This is a genomic window from Rhodoblastus acidophilus (assembly GCF_009720655.1).
In the GTDB taxonomy this organism is placed as follows: Bacteria; Pseudomonadota; Alphaproteobacteria; order Rhizobiales; family Beijerinckiaceae; genus Rhodoblastus; species Rhodoblastus acidophilus_A.
In genome coordinates this window covers 225,527-244,726 of sequence record NZ_WNKS01000003.1, presented here as the reverse complement: position 1 = coordinate 244,726, position 19,200 = coordinate 225,527, and the positions used below count along the sequence as shown (strand labels likewise).

Sequence of the window (19,200 nt, the reverse complement as noted above, 5' to 3'; positions counted from 1 at the left end):
ACCTGCCGCGTCCCGAGCCGTTTTCCGCGCCGCGCGGCGGGGCGGGGCACAACCTGAAGCTTCGCGAGAAGGACAAGCCATGATGCTTCAAATCCCTGATTTGATCGACCAGGTTGGCTTCGTCCATCTCCACGTCCACACCTCGTTCTCGCTGCGCGAGGGGGCGCTGCCGCTGGCCAAGTTGCTGAAACTGGCCGCCGCCGACGGCCAGCCGGCGCTGGCGGTGACCGACACCAACAATCTGTTCGGCGCTCTGGAGTTTTCGGAAAAGGCGTCCAAGGACGGGCTTCAGCCGATCGCCGGCGTGCAACTCGCGGTGGATTTCGCCGACGCCGAATCGCTTCGCGTCCCCGGCGAGCCGCTGGCGGGCGACGCCTCGCTGGGCAATCTGGTGCTGCTGGCCATGGACGAGGCCGGCTATCTCAACCTGATGAAACTGGTGTCCGCCGCCTGGACCGGGGTGGACCCCGGTGACGCCGCCCATGTGACGCTCGCGCAATTGCGCTGTTCGAACAACGGTTTGATTGCGCTCACCGGCGGCCCCTCCGGCCCGCTGGACCGCGCGCTCGCCCTGCACAAGGATGCCGGCGCCGAGACCCGGCTCGACGCCCTCGTCGAAATTTTTCCGCAGCGCCTCTATGTCGAGCTTCAGCGCCACGGGACGGAGCTGGAAAAGCAGGTCGAGCCGCTGCTGCTCGACATCGCCTATCGCCGCCATCTGCCGCTGGTCGCGACCAACGAGCCCTATTTTGCCGCAAAATCCGACCATGACGCCCATGACGCGCTGCTGTGCATCGCCGAGGGCGCGATGGTTTCCGATGACAACCGCCGAAAACTGACACCCGAGCATCGCTTCACCACCCGCGCCGAAATGCTGGAAAAATTCGCCGACATTCCCGAGGCGACCCGCAACACGGTGGAAATCGCGCTGCGCTGCGCCTTTCGGCCGAAAACCCGCGCGCCGATCCTGCCGAATTTCACCGAAGGGACGGATGAGGCCGCCGAACTGCGCGCGCAGGCCATGGCGGGTTTGAGGGCGCGACTCGACGCCCACGGCCCCGCGCCGGGCCAGACGCTCGAAGATTATGACAAGCGGCTCGAATTCGAGCTGTCGATCATCGAGAAGATGAAGTTTCCCGGATATTTTCTCATCGTCTCGGACTTCATCAAATGGGCGAAATCGCAGGGGATTCCCGTGGGGCCCGGGCGCGGCTCGGGCGCGGGCTCGCTGGTCGCCTATGCGCTGACCATCACCGACCTCGATCCGATGCGTTTTTCCTTGCTGTTCGAGCGGTTTTTGAATCCCGAACGCGTGTCCATGCCGGATTTCGACATCGACTTTTGTCAGACCCGCCGCGACGAGGTGATCGCCTATGTCCGCCGCCGCTATGGCGCGGATCGCGTGGCGCAGATCATCACGTTTGGCTCGTTTTTGGCGCGCGGCGTGCTGCGCAACGTTGGTCGCGTGCTCGAAATGCCGCTGGGACAGGTGGACAAGCTCGCCAAAATGGTGCCGCAAAATCCGGCGGCGCCGGTGTCGCTGAAACAGGCGATCGACTCGGAGCCGCGCCTGCAGGAGGAGGCGGAGCGCGATTCCAAGGTCGCCAAGCTTTTGGAGATCGCCGAAAAGCTTGAGGGCCTTTACTCCAACGCCTCGACCCATGCGGCGGGCATCGTCATCGGCGACCGGCCGCTCGACCAGTTGGTGCCGCTCTACCAGGACCCGAAATCCGAAATGCCGGCCACCCAGTTCAACATGAAATGGGTGGAGCCGGCGGGGCTGGTGAAATTCGACTTTTTGGGACTGAAGACGCTGACCACGCTGTCGACCTGCGTGAACCTGCTGAAGCTGCGCGGTATCGAGGTCGATCTTTCCAAAATCCCGCTCGACGATACGAAAACGTTCGAAATGCTCGGGCGCGGCGAGACGGTCGGCGTGTTCCAGCTGGAAAGCGTGGGCATGCGCAAGGCCCTGACCGAAATGCGCGCCGACCGTTTTGAAGACATTATCGCGCTGGTCGCGCTGTATCGTCCCGGTCCCATGGCCAACATCCCCACCTATTGCGCGGTGAAACTGGGGGAAGAAGACGCCGACTACATCCACCCCAAGATCGAATGCGTGCTGAAGGAGACGTTTGGGGTCATCATCTACCAGGAACAGGTGATGCAGATCGCGCAGATCCTGTCCGGCTATTCGCTCGGCGAGGCCGACATGCTCCGCCGCGCCATGGGCAAGAAGATCAAGGCGGAGATGGACAAGCAGCGCGAACGTTTTGTCGACGGCGCGGTCGCGGGCGGGCTGGACAAGGCCAAGGCCGACGAGATTTTTGATTTGCTGGCGAAATTCGCCGACTACGGGTTCAACAAGAGCCATGCGGCGGCTTATGCGCTGGTCGCCTACCAGACCGCTTGGTGCAAGGCCAATTACCCCGTCGAATTCATGGCGGCGTCGATGACGCTCGACAAGAGCAACACCGACAAGCTCGCGGAATTTCGCAATGAGTGTCTGAGGCTTGGCGTCAAGGTCGAGCCGCCGTCGATCAACGACTCCGGGGTCGATTTCGAGGTTCATGCCGATTCGGAGGGGGCGCTGACGATTCGCTATGCCTTGTCCGCCGTGAAAGGCGTGGGCGAGGGGCAGGCGGGGGCGCTTGTCGCCGCGCGGGGAGCGAAACGATTCGTCAGCCTCGCGGAAATGGCGCAGCGGCTGAACCCGCGCGAGGTCAACAAGAAAGTCTTGGAGAGCCTGGCGGCGGCGGGGGCTTACGATGAGCTGGAGCGCGACCGCTCAAAGGCGTTCGTGTCGATGGAAAAGGTGCTTGCGCACGCCAATCTGGCGCAGGACGAGGCGCGGGCAGGGCAGAACGCTCTGTTCGGCGGCGGCGAGCCGGAGCCGCTGCGTCTGGGCAAGTGGGACAATTGGTCGGCGGAAGAACGGCTGAAACGCGAGTTCGATTCGATCGGCTTTTTTCTCTCGGGCCACCCGCTCGATTCCTATCAGGCGGTGTTGCAAAAACTGCGGGTGCGCAACTGGGCGAGTTTTGCCCGCGCGGTGAAGCAGGGGGCGTCGGCGGACCGACTCGCCGCCACCGTGCTCGACCGCACCGAGCGCAGGACAAAATCCGGCAACAAGATGGGCATCGTCACCCTGTCCGACGCCTCCGGCCAGTACGAGGCCATCATGTTCCAGGAGGGTTTGAACCAGTTCCGCGAACTCTTGGAAAAAGGGGCGTGTGTGCTGGTGACGCTGGATGCGCGGCTTGAAGGCGAGGATGTGCGCGCGCGCATCACCCTGGTGGAAAAACTCGACGAGGCGGCGGCGCGGATTCAGAAGGGGTTGCGAATCGCTTTGCGCGACGGCGCGGCGCTGCCGATTCTGGCGGAGCGGCTGAAGGGCAAGCCGGAAGGCGAAGTTACGTTGCTGCTGCGGCTCGACGAGGATGAGCGGGAGGTGGAGGTCAAGCTGCCGGGCAAATATCCGATCAACCCGGCGGTTTCCAACGCGATCAAGAGCTTGCCCGGCGTGGCCGAGGTGGAGCTGGTTTAGCTTTCAGGCGGCCTCCGGCTGGCGGACCGATGCGTTTCGCGCCGGCGTCGATCGTCGCCTTGGCGCAGCGCGCATGGACCAAATGGCGCGGTCGCTCGCGCCGGGCAGGCCGGCCGCTTGCGCGACGGGCTTGCCAAGTCTTCCGCCCTGATATAAAGCGGCCCCTCCAATCCACACGCGAAGGACGGCGGCCTGTTCCAAGGTTCGCTCCGGTGGCTTCAACAAAAACTGAAGCCAAAACTTCGCGGCGGCTCAACCGGAGAATTTTGTCATGGCGCTTCCCGATTTCACCATGCGCGGCCTGCTCGAGTCCGGCGCTCATTTCGGCCACCAGGCTCACCGCTGGAACCCGAAAATGGCCCCCTTCATTTTCGGCGTGCGTAACAACATCCACGTCATCGACCTCGCCCAGACCGTGCCGCTGCTGCACCAGGCGCTGAAGGCGGTCTCCGACACCGTCGCCAAGGGCGGCCGCGTGCTGTTCGTCGGCACCAAGCGCCAGGCCCAGGAGCAGATCGCCGACGCCGCCAAGCGCTCCGCCCAGTACTACATCAACGCCCGCTGGCTCGGCGGCATGCTGACCAACTGGAAAACCATCTCGGCTTCCATTGCGCGTCTGCGGAAAATCGACGACCAGCTCAACTCCGGCGCCTCCGGCCTCACCAAGAAAGAGCGCCTGATGATGTCGCGCGAGCGCGACAAGCTGGAAAAGGCTCTCGGCGGCATCAAGGACATGGGCGGCGTCCCGGACCTGATCTTCGTCATCGACACCAACAAGGAGCAGCTGGCGATCAAGGAAGCGGCGCGCCTCAACATCCCGGTCGCGGCCATCCTCGACACCAATTGCGATCCGGACGGCATCACCTATCCGATCCCGGGCAATGACGACGCCGGCCGCGCCATCGCGCTCTATTGCGACCTGATCGCCCGCGCCGCGCTCGACGGCATTTCCCGCAGCCAGGGCTCGCTCGGTTTTGATATCGGCGCCGCCGAGGCCCCGGTCGCCGTGGAGCTGCCGGCCGACGCCGAAATCGCGTCAACCGCCGACGTGTTCGAGCTGCTGTCCGCCCCGCGCGGCGCCCCGGACGATCTGTCGAAGCTCGCGGGCGTCGGCCCGCAGGTCGAGAAGAAGCTCGCCGACGCCGGCCTCTACCACTATTGGCAGTTCGCGGCCATGACGGAAGCCGACGCCGCCAAGGTTGACGCCGACCTCAAGCTCAACGGCCGCGTCGCCGGTTGGGTGCAGCAGGCGCGCGAACTGGTCGCCGCCTGAGGCCTCCTGATCGTCCCTGACGAAGTTTTTCGCGGCGCGCCCGAACTGGCGCGCCGTCTGTTTGATAGGCGCTCTGTCGCCGAACTGTTGCGAACTCCCGTTTCCATAGGCCGCGAACGCTTGAGCGATTCGCAGGCCAAGCCCAAGAGGATGACGTTCATGGCCACGATCACCGCCGCCCTGGTGAAGGATCTCCGCGAGAAGACCGGCGCCGGCATGATGGACTGCAAGCAGGCGCTCAATGAAGTCGACGGCGACATCGAAGCCGCCATCGACTGGCTGCGCAAGAAGGGCCTGTCCAAGGCCGCGAAGAAATCCGACCGCGTCGCCGCCGAGGGTCTGGTCGGCATCGCCGTGTCCGGGACGACCGGCGTGGTGGTGGAGGTGAACTCGGAAACCGACTTCGTCGCCCGCAACGAAGAGTTCCAGGCGCTGGTGAAGACGATTGCGCTGGTCGCCGCCGAGAAGGGCGAAGTCGACGTCGAGACGCTGAAGGGCCAGCACTATCCGGGCGCCGCTGGCACGGTGGCCGACGCCATTTCGAATGCCATCGCCACCATCGGCGAGAACATGACGCTGCGCCGCGCCGCCATGCTGTCGGTGAGCGACGGCGTGGTCGGCCATTACCTGCACAACGCCATCGGCGAGGGCCTCGGCAAGATCGGCGTGCTCGTGGCGCTGGAATCGACCGGCGACAAGTCCGCGCTTGCGGATCTCGGCCGCAAGATCGCCATGCATGTCGCCGCGACCAATCCGGTGGCGCTGGATGCGACCGGCGTCGATCCGGCCACGCTGGAGCGCGAGAAGAACGTGCTGCGCGAGAAGAACGCCGGCAAGCCGGCCCATGTGCTGGAAAAGATCGTCGAGTCCGGCCTGAAGACCTATTTCAAGGAAGTGACGCTGGTCGAGCAGGCGTACATCCACGACGGCGCCAAGACGGTGGCCCAGGCCGTCGCAGAAGCGGCGAAGGTCGTCGGCGCGCCCGTCGCGCTGAAGGGTTTTGTCCGTTACGGCCTCGGCGAGGGCATCGAGAAGCAGGAAGCCGATTTCGCGGCGGAAGTCGCGGCGGCCGCCTCGGGCGCATAATTTTTTCCGTGCGCCACGCCCGGCCTTGCGCTGGGCCTGGCCCGGCAAGAGAAAACCCGCCCCAGCGTGTAGCGGCGCTGGGACGGGTCCTGAACGCCGCCGCGCCCGCGACAGCAGTGGCATGTTAGCGGATTTTGCTGGGGCGCGACACCCGTCCCCGCCGCTTGGCGGAAACTTTTTTCAATTAAATCAAGTCGCTTGATCTTTACTTGTGGTCTCGGGCCGTTGCGGCGTGAGCTTTGGCGGATCATCCAGCGCATCCGTCGTGATGGGTTCGCATGACTTCGGCGCGCGAATAGGCGATGCGGCGAAAGAGGTGAATCAACCGCGCCGCGAGGGACGAACCCCTCATCCGTCGCGCTTGCGCGCGACACCTTCTCCCGCCGCAGGGCGTTCGTCAGATCGCCCGTCTAAAGACGGGCGATGGGGAGAAGGGAGGCGCTCCGTCGAGTCGTGACAACTCCCGGAGCGGCTGCGACGCATTGGTCGCAAGGCGCGTATGATCCAGCGCGTTAAGCTTGTGTCTATGGTCGGGTGAGCGATTCTGAGCCGTGTCGCCGCGCTCAAACCTTCGGCCAGAGGCGCGCGCGGTTGGCGATGAAGAAATCGCGGAATTTCAGCCCGGCGCGGCTCGGGGCGGGCGCGATTCGGGTCAACAAAAACCATTGCCGCACCAGGGGCAGGCCCGTCACCGGCAGGGCGATCAGGTGACGGTCGGCCAGCTCCATGCGGCAGGTGTGCGCCGAAATGATCGCCAGGCCGAGCCCCGCCATCACCGATTGCTTGATGGTTTCGTTGGTGCCCATTTCCACCACGTTGAACGGGCGCCCCCCGCCGAGGCGGGCCAGAAAGCGCTCCATCAGCAGGCGGGTGCCGGAGCCGGGCTCACGCGCCAAAAAACGCTCCTCGACCAGATCTTCCGCGAGAATCTCGTTGTCGGTTTCGAGCCGGTGGCCCGGCGGCGCGATCAGGATGTGCGGGTGATCGCCCAGCGTAAACGTTTCGACGCGCAGATGCGCGGGCGGGCGGCCCATCAAGGCCACGTCGAATTCGTCGCGCTCCAGCCCGGCGATGATTTCCTCGCGGTTGCCGATTTCCAGGGTCACGCGGATGTCGGGGAAGGCGCGGTTGAAGGCGGCGACGAAATAGGGGGCGAGATATTTGCCGGTGGAGACCACGCCGAACGCCACGGAGCCCGTGGCGCCGGAAATCAGCGCATCGACCCGTTCGGCGGTGCGCGCCGCCAGCCGCTCGAAATCCAGGGCGAGGTTGAGCACTTCGGCGCCGATTTCGGTGGGCGAAAAGGGTTTGGAGCTGTCGCGGTGGAACAAGGGCGCCCCGACCATATCCTCCAAAAGTTTCAACTGCGTGGAAATGGCGGGCGGGGTGACGCCGAGGGTCAGCGCGGCGCCGCTGACCGAACCGCGCTCCACCGTCGCCGAGAATGCGCGCAATTGCCGGCGGGTCAGTCCGCGAAAATCCGGCATCTCTCTCCCCCTCGTTTTAGATAATCTAAATCAGATTTCCATTTTTTAAAATTTATTTTTCTACGCCGAGGGCGTTACTAGGGCCCGTCGCCCAACGAAACGGGGGGCGCGAACCCCCGCCAAGGGGACCATAGACCGGCCAGGAGCCGGGCGGAGACGACAATGACCGCACATCATGCGCCGGCGCACCACGTGGGCGAGAGCCTCGACGCCTATCTGACAGCCTGGGCGGGCGGCGACGCAAGCCGCGCCACGCTGGCCAAATGCATCGCGGCGCTGGCCGACGCCGGCGCGGCCATCACCGAAGCCGTGGTGCGCGGCCCGCTCGAGGGCAGCCTGGGCGTCGAGATCGGCGCCGCCAACGCCGATGGCGACAAGCAGCGCGCGCTCGACGTGCTCGCCGACCAGAAGATCGTCGCGGGGCTGAAGACGGCGGATGTCGCCTATTACGCCTCCGAGGAAGAAGAAGCGATCCTGACGCTCAACCCGCGCGGCGCGCTGGCGGTGGCGGTCGATCCGCTCGACGGCTCCTCCAACATCGACGCCAACATTTCGGTCGGCACGATTTTCTCCGTGTTCCCGGCGAGCCCGGCCGGCGCGACCGCCAGCTTCTTTCGTCCCGGCCATGAGCAGCTTGCCGGCGGATACGTCGTCTATGGCCCGCATGTGGCTTTGGTGTTCACGCTGGGCGAGGGTGTCGCCCATTTCGTCTTCGATCCCATCGACGAGACCTTCAAGCTGGTCGCCGATGGCGTCAAGATCACGCCGAGCACCCGCGAATACGCCATCAACGCCTCGAACTACCGCCACTGGATTCCGCCGATCCGCACTTTTATTGACGATTGCGTCGAAGGCGCCCAGGGGCCGCATGGCAAGGATTTCAATATGCGCTGGGTGGCGTCTCTGGTCGCCGAAACCCACCGCATTTTTGTCCGCGGCGGCGTGTTCCTTTACCCGGCCGACCAGCGCCGGGGTTATGAGCAGGGCCGCCTGCGGCTGCTCTACGAGGCCAACCCGATCGCCTTCCTGGTCGAGCAGGCCGGCGGCGGCGCCACCGACGGCTTCAATCGCATCCTCGACAAGCAGGCGTCCACCCTGCACCAGCGCACGCCGCTGATCTTCGGCTCGCTGGAGAAGGTCAACCGCATCACCTCCTATTACACCAACGTCCACTTCGAGAGCACGCCTTCACCCCTGTTCGGCCAGCGCGGCCTGTTTCACGCCTGAGAATCGGAATAACAAATGTCGATCCAGCACCCCATCATTTCCGTCGTCGGCTCCTCGGGCGCGGGCACCTCCACCGTCAAGCACACGTTCGACGGCATCTTCCGCCGCGAGGGCTACGCCGCCGCCTCCATCGAGGGCGACGCCTTCCACCGCTTCAACCGCGCCGACATGAAGGCCGAAATGGCCAATCGCAAGGCGGCGGGCGACGCCACCTTCAGCCATTTCTCCGTCGAGGCCAACCTGCTCGCCGAACTCGAGGGTTCGCTGAAGACCTATGGCGAAACCGGCAAATGCAAGTCGCGCACCTATGTGCATGATGACCGCGAGGCCGAGTTGCATGGCGTGCAGCCGGGCCATTTCACCGACTGGCGCGATATCGGCGACGGCTCCGACCTGCTGTTCTACGAGGGCCTGCATGGCGCGGTGAAGGCGGACGGGGTGGATATCGCCAAGCACGCCGACCTGAAGATCGGCGTGGTCCCGGTGATCAATCTCGAGTGGATTCAAAAGATCCACCGCGACCGCTCGCATCGCGGCTACACCACCGAAGCCGTCACCGACACGATCCTGCGCCGCATGCACGCCTATGTGCATGTCATCTGCCCGCAGTTCACCCAGACCGACATCAATTTTCAGCGCGTGCCGGTGGTGGATACGTCCAACCCGTTCATCGCGCGCTGGATCCCGACCGCCGGCGAGTCCTTGGTGGTGATCCGCTTCCGCAATCCGCGCGGAATCGATTTCCCCTATCTCACCGCCATGATCCACGATTCCTGGATGAGCCGGGCGAATTCCATCGTTATACCGGCGGACAAGCTTGATCTCGCCCTGCAACTCATCCTAACCCCACTGATCACCCGGCTGGTCGAACGTGGCCGCAGAGCCAATTGAGCGCGAAACGCCGAGCCAAGCGACGGATCGAAAGGACAAATTCATGAACCAGGCCGTTACTGCCGAAAAGGCGACCGCCGTTCCCTTCAAGGACATGGCCAACGCCATCCGCGCCCTGGCGATGGATGGGGTGGAAAAAGCCAAATCGGGCCATCCCGGCATGCCCATGGGCATGGCCGACGCAGCCGCCGTGCTGTTCACCAAATTCATGAGGATCGACCCGGCCGACCCGGCCTGGCCCGATCGCGACCGCTTCGTGCTGTCGGCCGGCCATGGCTCCATGCTGATCTACGCCCTGCATTATTTGCTCGGCTATGACGACATGCCCATCGAGCAGCTCAAGAATTTCCGCCAGCTCGGCTCGCGCACCGCCGGCCACCCGGAATATGGCCACGCCAAGGGCATCGAGACCACCACGGGACCGCTGGGGCAGGGCATTTCCACCGCCGTCGGCATGGCGCTGGCCGAGCGCCTGCTCAACGCCCGCTTTGGCGACGATCTCGTCGACCACTACACCTATGTGATCGCCGGCGACGGCTGCCTCCAGGAAGGTATTTCGCATGAGGCCATCGATCTCGCCGGGCATCTCAAGCTGGGCAAGCTGATCGTTTTGTGGGACGACAATTCCATCTCGATCGACGGCGCCACCAGCCTCTCGACCTCGATGGACCAGCTCAAGCGCTTTGAAGCCGCCGGCTGGAATGTCGCTCGGGTCGACGGCCACAACGAGGCCGAACTGACCGCCGCCATCGAAAAGGCTCGCGCGCATTCGGACAAGCCGTGGCTGATCGCCTGCAAGACCGTGATCGGTTTTGGCGCCCCGACCCGCGCCGGCACCGCCAAGGCGCATGGCGAGGCGCTCGGCGCCGAAGAAATCGCCGGCGCGCGGCAAAAGCTCGGCTGGGCGCATGAACCTTTTGTTATCCCCGAGCCGATTCTGTCGCAATGGCGTGAGGTCTCGCGAAAAGGGGCCAGCGCCCATGCCGAATGGAGCAAACGTCACGACGCCTCGGCTTTGGCCAAAAAATTCGACAAGCAGATGTCGGGCGCTGTGCCGGAGGCGCAGGAGGCGCTGAAGGCGCTGATCGCGCAGCATGTCGCCGAAAAGCCCAAGCTTGCGACGCGAAAAGCGTCGGAAGTGGCGCTCGCCGCCATCAATGGCGCGACGGAGCTGACGCTCGGCGGCTCCGCCGACCTGACCCACTCCAACCTGACCATCACCAAGGGGATGGAGTCGGTGAAGCCCGGTTCGTTCGGCGGCCGCTACATGCACTACGGCATCCGCGAGCACGGCATGGCTGCGGCCATGAACGGCGTGGCGCTGCATGGCGGCTTTGTTCCCTACGGCGGCACCTTTTTGGTGTTCTCCGACTATATGCGCGGCGCCATTCGCCTGTCCGCGCTGATGGGCGTGCGGGTGATCTACGTGCTCACCCATGATTCCATCGGCCTCGGCGAGGACGGCCCGACCCACCAGCCGGTGGAGACCGTCGCGTCGTTGCGCGCCATCCCGAACCTGCTGGTGTTCCGTCCCGCCGATGCGGTGGAGACGGCGGAAGCCTGGGCGGTGGCGCTCGACAGCCTCCACACCCCCTCGGTTATGGCCCTGACCCGTCAGGCGCTGCAGCCGCTGCGGGTGACTCCGAGCGAGAATCTGACCGCCAAGGGGGCTTATGTTTTGCGCGAGCCGGAAGGCGGACGCGACGTGACCCTGCTGGCGACCGGCTCGGAAGTCGAAATCGCCCTGGCCGCCGCCGATCTGCTCGCGGCGCAAGGCAAGAAGGCGGCTGTCGTCTCCATGCCCTGCTGGGAGCTTTTTGAGGCGCAGAGCCCGGAATACCGCAAGTCCGTGCTGGGTTCGGCGCCGCGAGTCGGCGTGGAAGCGGCGCTGCGCTTCGGCTGGGACCGCTGGATCGGCGACAATGGGGCCTTTGTCGGCATGGCCGGCTTTGGCGCCTCCGCGCCCGCGCCGGAACTCTACAAGCACTTTGGCATCACGGCCGAAGCCGTGGCTGAGGCGGCGAAAAAGCTGATCGGCTAATTAGTCCCCTCTCCCCGCATAGCCCGTCGAAAGACGGGCGTCCTAGCGGACGCCCTATGCAGGGGAGAGGGTTAGGGTGAGGGGGACTCCGGCGTTAGCTTCCGGCCATAAGGAACGCCGCTGGCGAGAGCGAAGCTAATCCCAGAGTTCCCCTCATCCCCCGCCTTCTCCCCGCTCGCGGGGAGAAGGAGCCAGATCGTGGAAACGACGAACTTTTCGCGCCGGATGAGGGGTTCCGCCCTCACTCCCGACGCAAGTTAAGAACCCCTCATCCGTCTCGCGGCCTTAGGCCGCGAGCCACCTTCTCCCGCAAGGGGAGAAGGAAGGCGCCCGTGCGCGCATCGACAACCGGAGGAACCATGGCCCGCATTACGCTCAGACAGCTTCTCGACGCCGCCGCCGAGCGGTCCTATGGCGTCCCCGCGTTCAACGTCAACAATATGGAGCAGGCGCTCGCCATCATGGAGGCGGCGCGGGCGACCAACGCCCCCGTCATCATCCAGGCCAGCCGCGGCGCCCGCGCCTATGCCGGCGACATCATGTTCGCCAAGATGATGGAAGCGCTGGAGCTGATGTATCCGGAAATTCCGCTGTGCATCCACCAGGATCACGGCGAGCGCGTCGCCACCTGTCTTTCCGCGATTCAGAACGGCTTTACCTCCGTGATGATGGACGGCTCGCTCAAGGAGGACGGCAAATCGCCGGCCGATTACGACTATAACGTCGCCATCACCTCGGAAGTCGCCCGGCTCGCCCATATGGTCGGCGCCTCCGTCGAAGGCGAACTCGGCTGCCTCGGCTCGCTCGAAACCGGCCATGGCGAGGCCGAGGACGGCCATGGTTTCGAGGGCAAGCTCGACAAGAAAGACCTGCTCACCGATCCCGAGGAGGCCCAGCGTTTTGTCGCCGCCACCAAGGTGGACGCCCTCGCGGTCGCCATCGGCACCTCGCACGGCGCCTACAAGTTCACGAAAAAACCGACCAGCGACGTGCTCGCCATCGACCGCATCGCCGAAATCCATGCGAAGATCCCCAACACCCATCTGGTGATGCACGGCTCGTCCTCGGTGCCCGAAGAATATCGCAACCTGTTCAACGAGAACGGCGGCGAGATGCGCGAGACCTATGGCGTGCCGGTCGAGGAAATCGTGCGCGGCATCAAGTTTGGCGTGCGAAAGGTGAACATCGACACCGACCTGCGGCTTGCCGCCGCCGCGGAGTTTCGCCGCGTCGCGACCAAGAACAAGTCCGAGTTCGACCCCCGAAAATTCCTGAAACCCGCCATGGACGCCATGAGCAAGGTCTGCCGTGACCGTTTTGAAGCGTTCGGCTGCGCGGGACAGGCGCACCATATCAAGGTGAAACCGATGGCGGAAATGGCCAAGGCCTATGCCAGCGGCAAGCTCGATCCCGTGATCCCGGCCCAAGCCGCCGCCGAGTGAAGTTAATTGCATTAGGGAGATCAAAATGGACCAGTCAGACCGTTACGCCAATCTGAACTTGAAGGAAGCCGACCTCATCGCCGCGGGCAAGCACGTGCTGGTCGCCTACACGATGAAGCCCAAGCCCGGCCACGGCAGCTATCTCCAGGCCGCCGCCCACTTCGCCGCGGAATCCTCGACCGGCACCAATGTCGAGGTTTCCACCACCGACGATTTCACCCGCGGCGTCGATGCGCTGGTCTATGAGATCGACGAAGCCAAGGAGATCATGAAGATCGCCTATCCTGTCGACCTGTTCGACCGCAACATCATCGACGGCCGCGCCATGATCGCGTCCTTCCTCACCCTGACCATCGGCAACAATCAGGGCATGGGCGACATCGAATACGGCAAGATGCACGATTTTTACGTGCCGCCGGCCTATTTGCGCCTGTTCGACGGCCCGTCGACCGGCATCAAGGATCTGTGGCGCGTGCTCGGCCGTCCCGTGGTCGACGGCGGTTTCATTGTTGGCACCATCATCAAGCCGAAGCTCGGCCTGCGTCCCGAGCCCTTCGCCAAGGCCTGCTATGACTTCTGGCTGGGCGGCGACTTCATCAAGAACGACGAGCCCCAGGGCAACCAGGTGTTCGCGCCGTTCAAGGAATCGGTGCGCCTCGTCAATGACGCCATGATCCGCGCCCAGGACAAGACCGGCCAGGCCAAACTGTTCTCGTTCAACATCACCGCCGACGACCATCACGAGATGGTCGCGCGCGGCGAATACATCCTCGAGACCTTCGGTCCCAACGCCGACCATGTCGCCTTCCTGGTCGACGGCTATGTCGCCGGCCCCGCCGCCGTGACCACCGCGCGCCGCAGGTTCCCGAAGCAATACCTGCACTATCACCGCGCCGGCCACGGCGCCGTGACCTCGCCGCAGTCCGATCGCGGCTACACCGCCTTCGTGCTGTCGAAAATGGCCCGCCTGATCGGCGCGTCCGGCATCCACACGGGCACGATGGGCTATGGCAAGATGGAAGGCGACGCCTCCGACAAGAACCAGGCGTTCATGCTGGTGCAGGACTCAGCCGACGGCCCGTTCTACCATCAGGAATGGCTCGGTATGAACCCGACCACGCCGATCATCTCCGGCGGCATGAACGCGCTACGCATGCCGGGCTTCTTCGACAACCTCGGCCATTCCAACCTGATCATGACGGCCGGCGGCGGCGCCTTCGGCCACATCGACGGCGGCGCCAAGGGCGCGGTCTCGCTGCGCCAGGCGGAGCAGTGCTGGCGCGCCGGCGCCGATCCCGTGGACTACGCCAAGGACCACATCGAACTCGCCCGCGCCTTCCACAGCTTCCCGGGCGACGCCGACAAGCTCTATCCAGGCTGGCGCGAGAAGCTCGGCCACGCCGCGGCGTAATGAAAAGGGCCAACCGGAACGCGGGTTCCGGTTGGCCGCCAGCTCTTCAACCGTCATTGCGAGCGCAGCGAAGCAATCCACGCTGCGTCTTGCACGCAAGCTGGATTGCTTCGTCGCCTTCGGCTCCTCGCAATGACGGAGGGAAGGTCAGAGAGAGTCGCCCATGTCCTTCGATCGCAGCATCAAGATCGCGCCCTCCATCCTTTCCGCCGATTTCGCCAATTTCGGCGCCGAATGCCGCGCCATCGAGGCGCAAGGCTGCGACTGGGTCCATGTCGATGTGATGGACGGTCATTTCGTCCCCAACATCACCTTCGGGCCCGCCACCTGCGCGGCGATTCGCAAGCACATCAAGGGCGTGATGGACGTCCACCTGATGATCGCCCCGGTCGATCCCTACATCGAGGCGTTTTGTAACGCGGGCGCCGATTTCCTCACCGTCCACGCTGAGGCCGGACCGCATCTCGACCGCTCGCTGCAATTGATCCGCGCCTGCGGCAAGAAGGCCGGCGTGTCGCTCAATCCCTCGACCCCTGCGAGCGCGATTGAATTCGTGCTCGACCGCATCGACCTCGTGCTGGTGATGACGGTCAACCCCGGCTTCGGCGGCCAGAGCTTTATCGAATCGCAGGTCGAAAAGGTGCGGCAAATCCGCGCCATGATCGGCGAGCGGCCCATCCATATCGAGATCGACGGCGGCATTACGCCGGAAACCGCGCCGCTGGTGGTGGCCGCCGGCGCCGACGCGCTGGTCGCCGGCTCCGCCGTGTTCAAGGGCGGTTCCGTGGATAACCCCGAAGTCTATGGCCGCAACATCGCCGCCATCCGCGCGGCGGCCGAGGCGGCGCGCGTCAAGTCGGCGGCGTAACACCGCCGATACAGTCATGGACCGCCCTCGTGGTTCGAGACGGAGGCTTCGCCTCCTCCTCACCATGAGGGCTACTATGTGTGAGGGCGCGTCGGCGCGCGTCTCGAACCAACGGGAACATGACTGCCGTCGCGGCGCCGCATCACCTTGCTTTCGTTTTGCCGCGCGTTATAGTCCGCGCCGAAAATCCCAAGGTGAAGAGGCTTTCCATGTTCTTTGTCACGCCCGCCTATGCCCAGGCCGCCGGCGCCGCCGCGAGCGGGACCGACATTCTCGTCCAGATGGCGCCGTTCGGCATCATCCTGCTCATCATGTACGTGCTCATCCTCAGGCCGCAGCAGAAGCGCGCCAAGGAACACGAGACCATGGTGAAGAACATTCGCCGCGGCGACACCGTCGTCACCAACAGCGGCCTGATCGGTCGCGTGTCGCGCGTCGCCGACGATTCGGAAATCGAGATCGAAATCGCGCCGAACGTGCGCATTCGCCAGCTACGCGCCGGCGTCGCCGAAGTGCGCTCCAAGGGCGAGCCGGTGAAGGACGAGCCCGCGAAGAAGGAGCTGCCCGCCAAGCAGCTGCAAAAGGGCAAGGGGCCCGCCAAGGCCGAGCCGCCCAAGGTGGAGCCGGCCAACGATGAGCCCGCCAAGGATGCGCCCAAGGACCAAGCCTGAAAGTTCTAGCCGATCATGCTGCGGTTCCCCCTCTGGAAAACCATCCTCACCCTCGCCGCGACGCTGATCGCCATTGCGATCTGCGTTCCCAGCATGATCGGGCCGGAAAACCGGGCGAAACTCGCCGCGGTCCTGCCGTCGTGGTTGCAGCCGCAAAGCATCGTGCTCGGCCTCGACCTGCAGGGCGGCGCGCATCTCCTCTATGAGGTGGATCGCGCCGATGTCGTGAAAACCATGACGCAGAACCTGCGCGACGACCTGCGCCGGTTGCTGCGCGAAGAAAAGGTCGGGGTGTCCGGCGGCGTCGGCGTCACCGCGCGCGGCGTGCAGGTTCGTCTCGCCGACCCCAAGGATTTCGCCCGCATCCAGACAAAACTGTCGCAGCTCGTGCCGCTCGCCGCCAATGCGCCGGGCTCGGGGCTGGACGTCAGCAATGACGACGGGCTGGTGCGGCTGACCATCACCGACGCCGCCATCGATAACAAGGTGAAGCGCGCGGTGGAGCAGACCATCGAGGTGCTGAACCGCCGCGTCAACGGTTTGGGCACCACCGAGCCGAACATCCAGCGCCAGGGCGCCGACCGCGTGCTGGTCGAAGTGCCGGGCTTGCAGGACACCAACCGCCTCAAGGAAATCGTCGGCACCACCGCCAAGCTGGAATTCCGCCTTGTCGGCGAGCCCGGCGCCCCTCCCGGCGATGTCGAACAGCTCGACCAGACGGATCAGCCGGGCAAACTGCCGGTGGAAAAGCAGGTGATGGTGGAGGGCGAGGACCTCACCGACGCCCAGCCCGGGTTTGACTCGCGCACCAATGAGCCCGTCGTCAATTTTCGCTTCAACATCCGGGGCGGCCAGAAGTTTGGCCAGGTGACCTCCGCCAATGTCGGGCGCCCCTTCGCCATCGTGCTCGACAACAAGGTGATTTCCGCGCCCCGCATCCTGGGGCCGATCACCGGCGGCTCCGGCCAGATTTCCGGCCGGTTCACCGTCGAACAGGCCAACAATCTTTCGATCCTGCTGCGCGCCGGCGCGCTGCCGGCCAAGCTCACCATTGTCGAAGAGCGCACCGTTGGTCCGGGTCTGGGCCAGGATTCGATCGACGCCGGCAAGCGCGCCGCCTATTGGGCCGCCGGGCTGGTCGTCACCTATATGCTGATCACCTATGGCACGTTCGGCGTGTTCGCCAATCTCGCCCTGCTGATCCATATTTCCATGATCTTCGCCATGCTGGTGCTGCTGCGGGCGACGCTCACGCTGCCCGGCATCGCCGGCATCGTGCTGACGATCGGCATGGCGGTGGATTCCAACGTGCTGATCTACGAACGCATCCGCGAGGAATCGCATGCGGGCCGCTCGATCATTTCGGCGCTCGACGCCGGTTTTAATCGCGCCTTCGCAACCATTGTCGATTCCAACGTCACCATGTTCGTGGTCGCGGCGATCCTCTACTTCCTCGGCTCCGGTCCGGTGCGCGGATTCGCCGTCTCGCTGGCGCTCGGCATTTTGACGACCATCGTCACCGCCGTGACCATGACGCGCATGATGATCGCGCTGTGGTACAAGTACCGCCGTCCGACCAAGCTGCCGATTTAACGGGTTCCGAAGATGAAACTGCTGCGGCTTGCGCCCGAAAACACCAAATTCCCGTTCATGCGCTTCCGGCGCGTGTCCTATCCGTTCTCGGCCGTGCTCTCCATCGTGTCGGTGCTGCTGTTCCTGTTCGTCGGGATGAATTTCGGCATCGACTTTTCCGGCGGCACGCTGCTGGAAGTCCAGGCGAAGTCGGGCAAGGCCGACCTGTCCTACATTCGCGATCTCTCCGAGCACCTGAACCTCGGCGACCTCGAAGTGCAGGGTTTTGGCACGCCCGCCGACGCCTCGATCCGCTTCGGCATGCAGCCCGGGGGCGACGCCGCCCAGCAGGTGGCGGTCGAGAAGGTCAGGAAGGCGCTCGGCGACGCCTACGAGTTCCGTCGCGTCGAGACGGTGGGGCCGCGCGTCTCCGGCGAACTGGTGCAGCAGGGCACGCTCGGCGTGGTCATCTCGATCTTCGCCGTGCTCGCCTATCTGTGGTTCCGGTTTGAATGGCAGTTCGCCATCGGCGCGATCATCGCCACCATGCACGACCTGTTGCTCACCGTCGGTTTCTTCTCGATCACCCAGCTTGAGTTCAACACCACGTCCATTGCGGCGATTCTGACCATTGTCGGCTATTCGCTCAACGAAACCGTGGTGGTGCTGGACCGCATCCGCGAAATGATGCGCAAATACAAGAGGATGCCGACGGACCAGCTGATCGACATGTCGGTCAACGCGGTTTTGCCGCGCACCTTGATGACCGCGACCACGGTGTTTCTGGCGTTGCTGTCGCTGGTGGTGTTCGGCGGCAACGTGATCCGCTCGTTCTCGCTCGCGATGATGTGGGGCATTTTTGTCGCCACCTATTCGTCGATCTTCATCTGCTCGCCGACGCTGATCTATCTCGGCCTGCGCAACGAGCGCAGCGCGCGGGATGAGACGACGGCCGGCGCCAAGCCTCTGTCGAGCGGGAAGCTTTGAGCGAAGGCCGGAAATACGACGGTTTTCTGCCCGGCGCCCATCGGATCGAGGCGATCGGGCAGGGCGCTTTCGCGTTCGGCGGCGTGTCGCATGTCGGCTCGCTGCTGCTGCTTCCCGATGGCGTGCGCGCCATCGCGGCGACGCGTTTTTCCGACGTGGACGAAGCCGTGCTGGCGCCGCTGTTCGCCCTGCCGCGCGGCGACGTGGACCTGCTGCTGTTTGGCTGCGGACCGTCGCTGCAGCCGGTTTCGGCGGCTTTGCGCCGGCGCCTGCTCGACGCCGGGGTGCGCTGCGATCCCATGAGCACCGGCAATGCCGCGCAGACCTACAGCATTTTGCTCGGCGAAAAACGCCGCGTCGGCGCGCTGTTGATCGCGGTGGCTTAGAGCGAGGCCGGCGCGGACGGCGTCTCAGAGGGTTGACGGTCCGGCGGCAAGCGCCCCTTCCGCCCGATCTTGTTGATTGCATATGTTTCGAGTATGCGGAAATTCCGCGGGGCGCCTGTCTGGGACGCCGGGATTCACGATACTGCGGTTCTGGAATCACGAAATCTTGCATGCGCGCGAGGCTGTGGAAAATACCATACTTGCGCGTTGCGGGTTGCCGTGGTGAGGAGTTGGCATGTCTAGATTCGTGGAAGTCGCCCCCTCATCCGTCTCGCGCCAAAGCCCGTCGAAAGACGGGCGTCTTTCGACGC

At 64.5% G+C, this 19,200-nt stretch carries 15 protein-coding genes; 14 read left to right on the top strand and 1 reads right to left on the bottom strand.

What is annotated here, in order from left to right; translation table 11 throughout:
• Positions 1 to 82: 82 nt before the first annotated feature.
• From dnaE to tsf, 3 genes are all read left to right on the top strand, one after another.
• On the top strand, positions 83 to 3,547 hold the full coding sequence (gene dnaE, locus GJ654_RS05510) for a DNA polymerase III subunit alpha (protein ID WP_155445280.1): 3,465 nt from the start codon (positions 83 to 85) through the stop codon (positions 3,545 to 3,547).
• A 271-nt stretch (positions 3,548 to 3,818) separates the two neighbouring features.
• Entirely contained in the window at positions 3,819 to 4,820 is a 1,002-nt protein-coding gene (locus GJ654_RS05505; RefSeq protein ID WP_155445101.1) for a 30S ribosomal protein S2, read from the top strand.
• A gap of 159 nt (positions 4,821 to 4,979) precedes the next feature.
• Positions 4,980 to 5,906 carry a translation elongation factor Ts gene (tsf, locus tag GJ654_RS05500; protein WP_155445100.1) on the top strand — a complete coding sequence of 309 codons (927 nt, stop codon included), beginning with the start codon at positions 4,980 to 4,982 and terminating at the stop codon, positions 5,904 to 5,906.
• Between the two features lie 563 nt (positions 5,907 to 6,469).
• Here tsf and GJ654_RS05495 read toward each other — a convergent pair.
• Positions 6,470 to 7,393, bottom strand: a complete 924-nt coding sequence (locus GJ654_RS05495) for a LysR family transcriptional regulator (protein WP_155445099.1) — start codon at positions 7,391 to 7,393, stop codon at positions 6,470 to 6,472.
• Between the two features lie 162 nt (positions 7,394 to 7,555).
• On the opposite strand from GJ654_RS05495, the gene GJ654_RS05490 reads away from it, so the two are divergent.
• The 11 genes from GJ654_RS05490 (at position 7,556) to GJ654_RS21670 (ending at position 19,115) form a co-directional block, all read left to right on the top strand.
• On the top strand, positions 7,556 to 8,620 hold the full coding sequence (locus tag GJ654_RS05490; RefSeq protein ID WP_155445098.1) for a class 1 fructose-bisphosphatase: 1,065 nt from the start codon (positions 7,556 to 7,558) through the stop codon (positions 8,618 to 8,620).
• 15 nt (positions 8,621 to 8,635) lie between these two features.
• Positions 8,636 to 9,511: a phosphoribulokinase gene (locus GJ654_RS05485; protein ID WP_155445097.1), complete on the top strand. Its 876-nt coding sequence runs from the start codon at positions 8,636 to 8,638 to the stop codon at positions 9,509 to 9,511.
• Between the two features lie 43 nt (positions 9,512 to 9,554).
• The gene (gene tkt / locus GJ654_RS05480) at positions 9,555 to 11,552 is read left to right on the top strand and encodes a transketolase (protein ID WP_155445096.1); all 1,998 of its coding nucleotides are present in this window, start codon (positions 9,555 to 9,557) and stop codon (positions 11,550 to 11,552) included.
• 359 nt (positions 11,553 to 11,911) lie between these two features.
• A complete protein-coding gene (gene fba / locus GJ654_RS05475) occupies positions 11,912 to 12,994 on the top strand; it encodes a class II fructose-bisphosphate aldolase (RefSeq protein ID WP_155445095.1) in 1,083 nt (360 codons plus the stop codon).
• A gap of 25 nt (positions 12,995 to 13,019) precedes the next feature.
• On the top strand, positions 13,020 to 14,405 hold the full coding sequence (locus tag GJ654_RS05470) for a ribulose-bisphosphate carboxylase (RefSeq protein WP_155445094.1): 1,386 nt from the start codon (positions 13,020 to 13,022) through the stop codon (positions 14,403 to 14,405).
• Between the two features lie 163 nt (positions 14,406 to 14,568).
• Complete coding sequence (rpe, locus tag GJ654_RS05465) at positions 14,569 to 15,273, top strand: ribulose-phosphate 3-epimerase (RefSeq protein ID WP_155445093.1); 705 nt, start codon at positions 14,569 to 14,571, stop codon at positions 15,271 to 15,273.
• Between the two features lie 209 nt (positions 15,274 to 15,482).
• Entirely contained in the window at positions 15,483 to 15,944 is a 462-nt protein-coding gene (gene yajC, locus GJ654_RS05460; protein ID WP_155445092.1) for a preprotein translocase subunit YajC, read from the top strand.
• Positions 15,945 to 15,959: 15 nt separating this feature from the next.
• Positions 15,960 to 17,537: a protein translocase subunit SecD gene (gene secD / locus GJ654_RS05455; protein WP_155445091.1), complete on the top strand. Its 1,578-nt coding sequence runs from the start codon at positions 15,960 to 15,962 to the stop codon at positions 17,535 to 17,537.
• 12 nt (positions 17,538 to 17,549) lie between these two features.
• Positions 17,550 to 18,503, top strand: a complete 954-nt coding sequence (gene secF / locus GJ654_RS05450; protein WP_155445090.1) for a protein translocase subunit SecF — start codon at positions 17,550 to 17,552, stop codon at positions 18,501 to 18,503.
• On the top strand, positions 18,500 to 18,889 hold the full coding sequence (locus tag GJ654_RS05445) for an Mth938-like domain-containing protein (RefSeq protein ID WP_155445089.1): 390 nt from the start codon (positions 18,500 to 18,502) through the stop codon (positions 18,887 to 18,889). Before secF ends, GJ654_RS05445 begins: the two co-directional genes overlap by 4 nt.
• A gap of 82 nt (positions 18,890 to 18,971) precedes the next feature.
• Positions 18,972 to 19,115 carry a DUF559 domain-containing protein gene (locus tag GJ654_RS21670; RefSeq protein WP_425540373.1) on the top strand — a complete coding sequence of 48 codons (144 nt, stop codon included), beginning with the start codon at positions 18,972 to 18,974 and terminating at the stop codon, positions 19,113 to 19,115.
• The last annotated feature ends 85 nt before the right edge of the window (positions 19,116 to 19,200 follow it).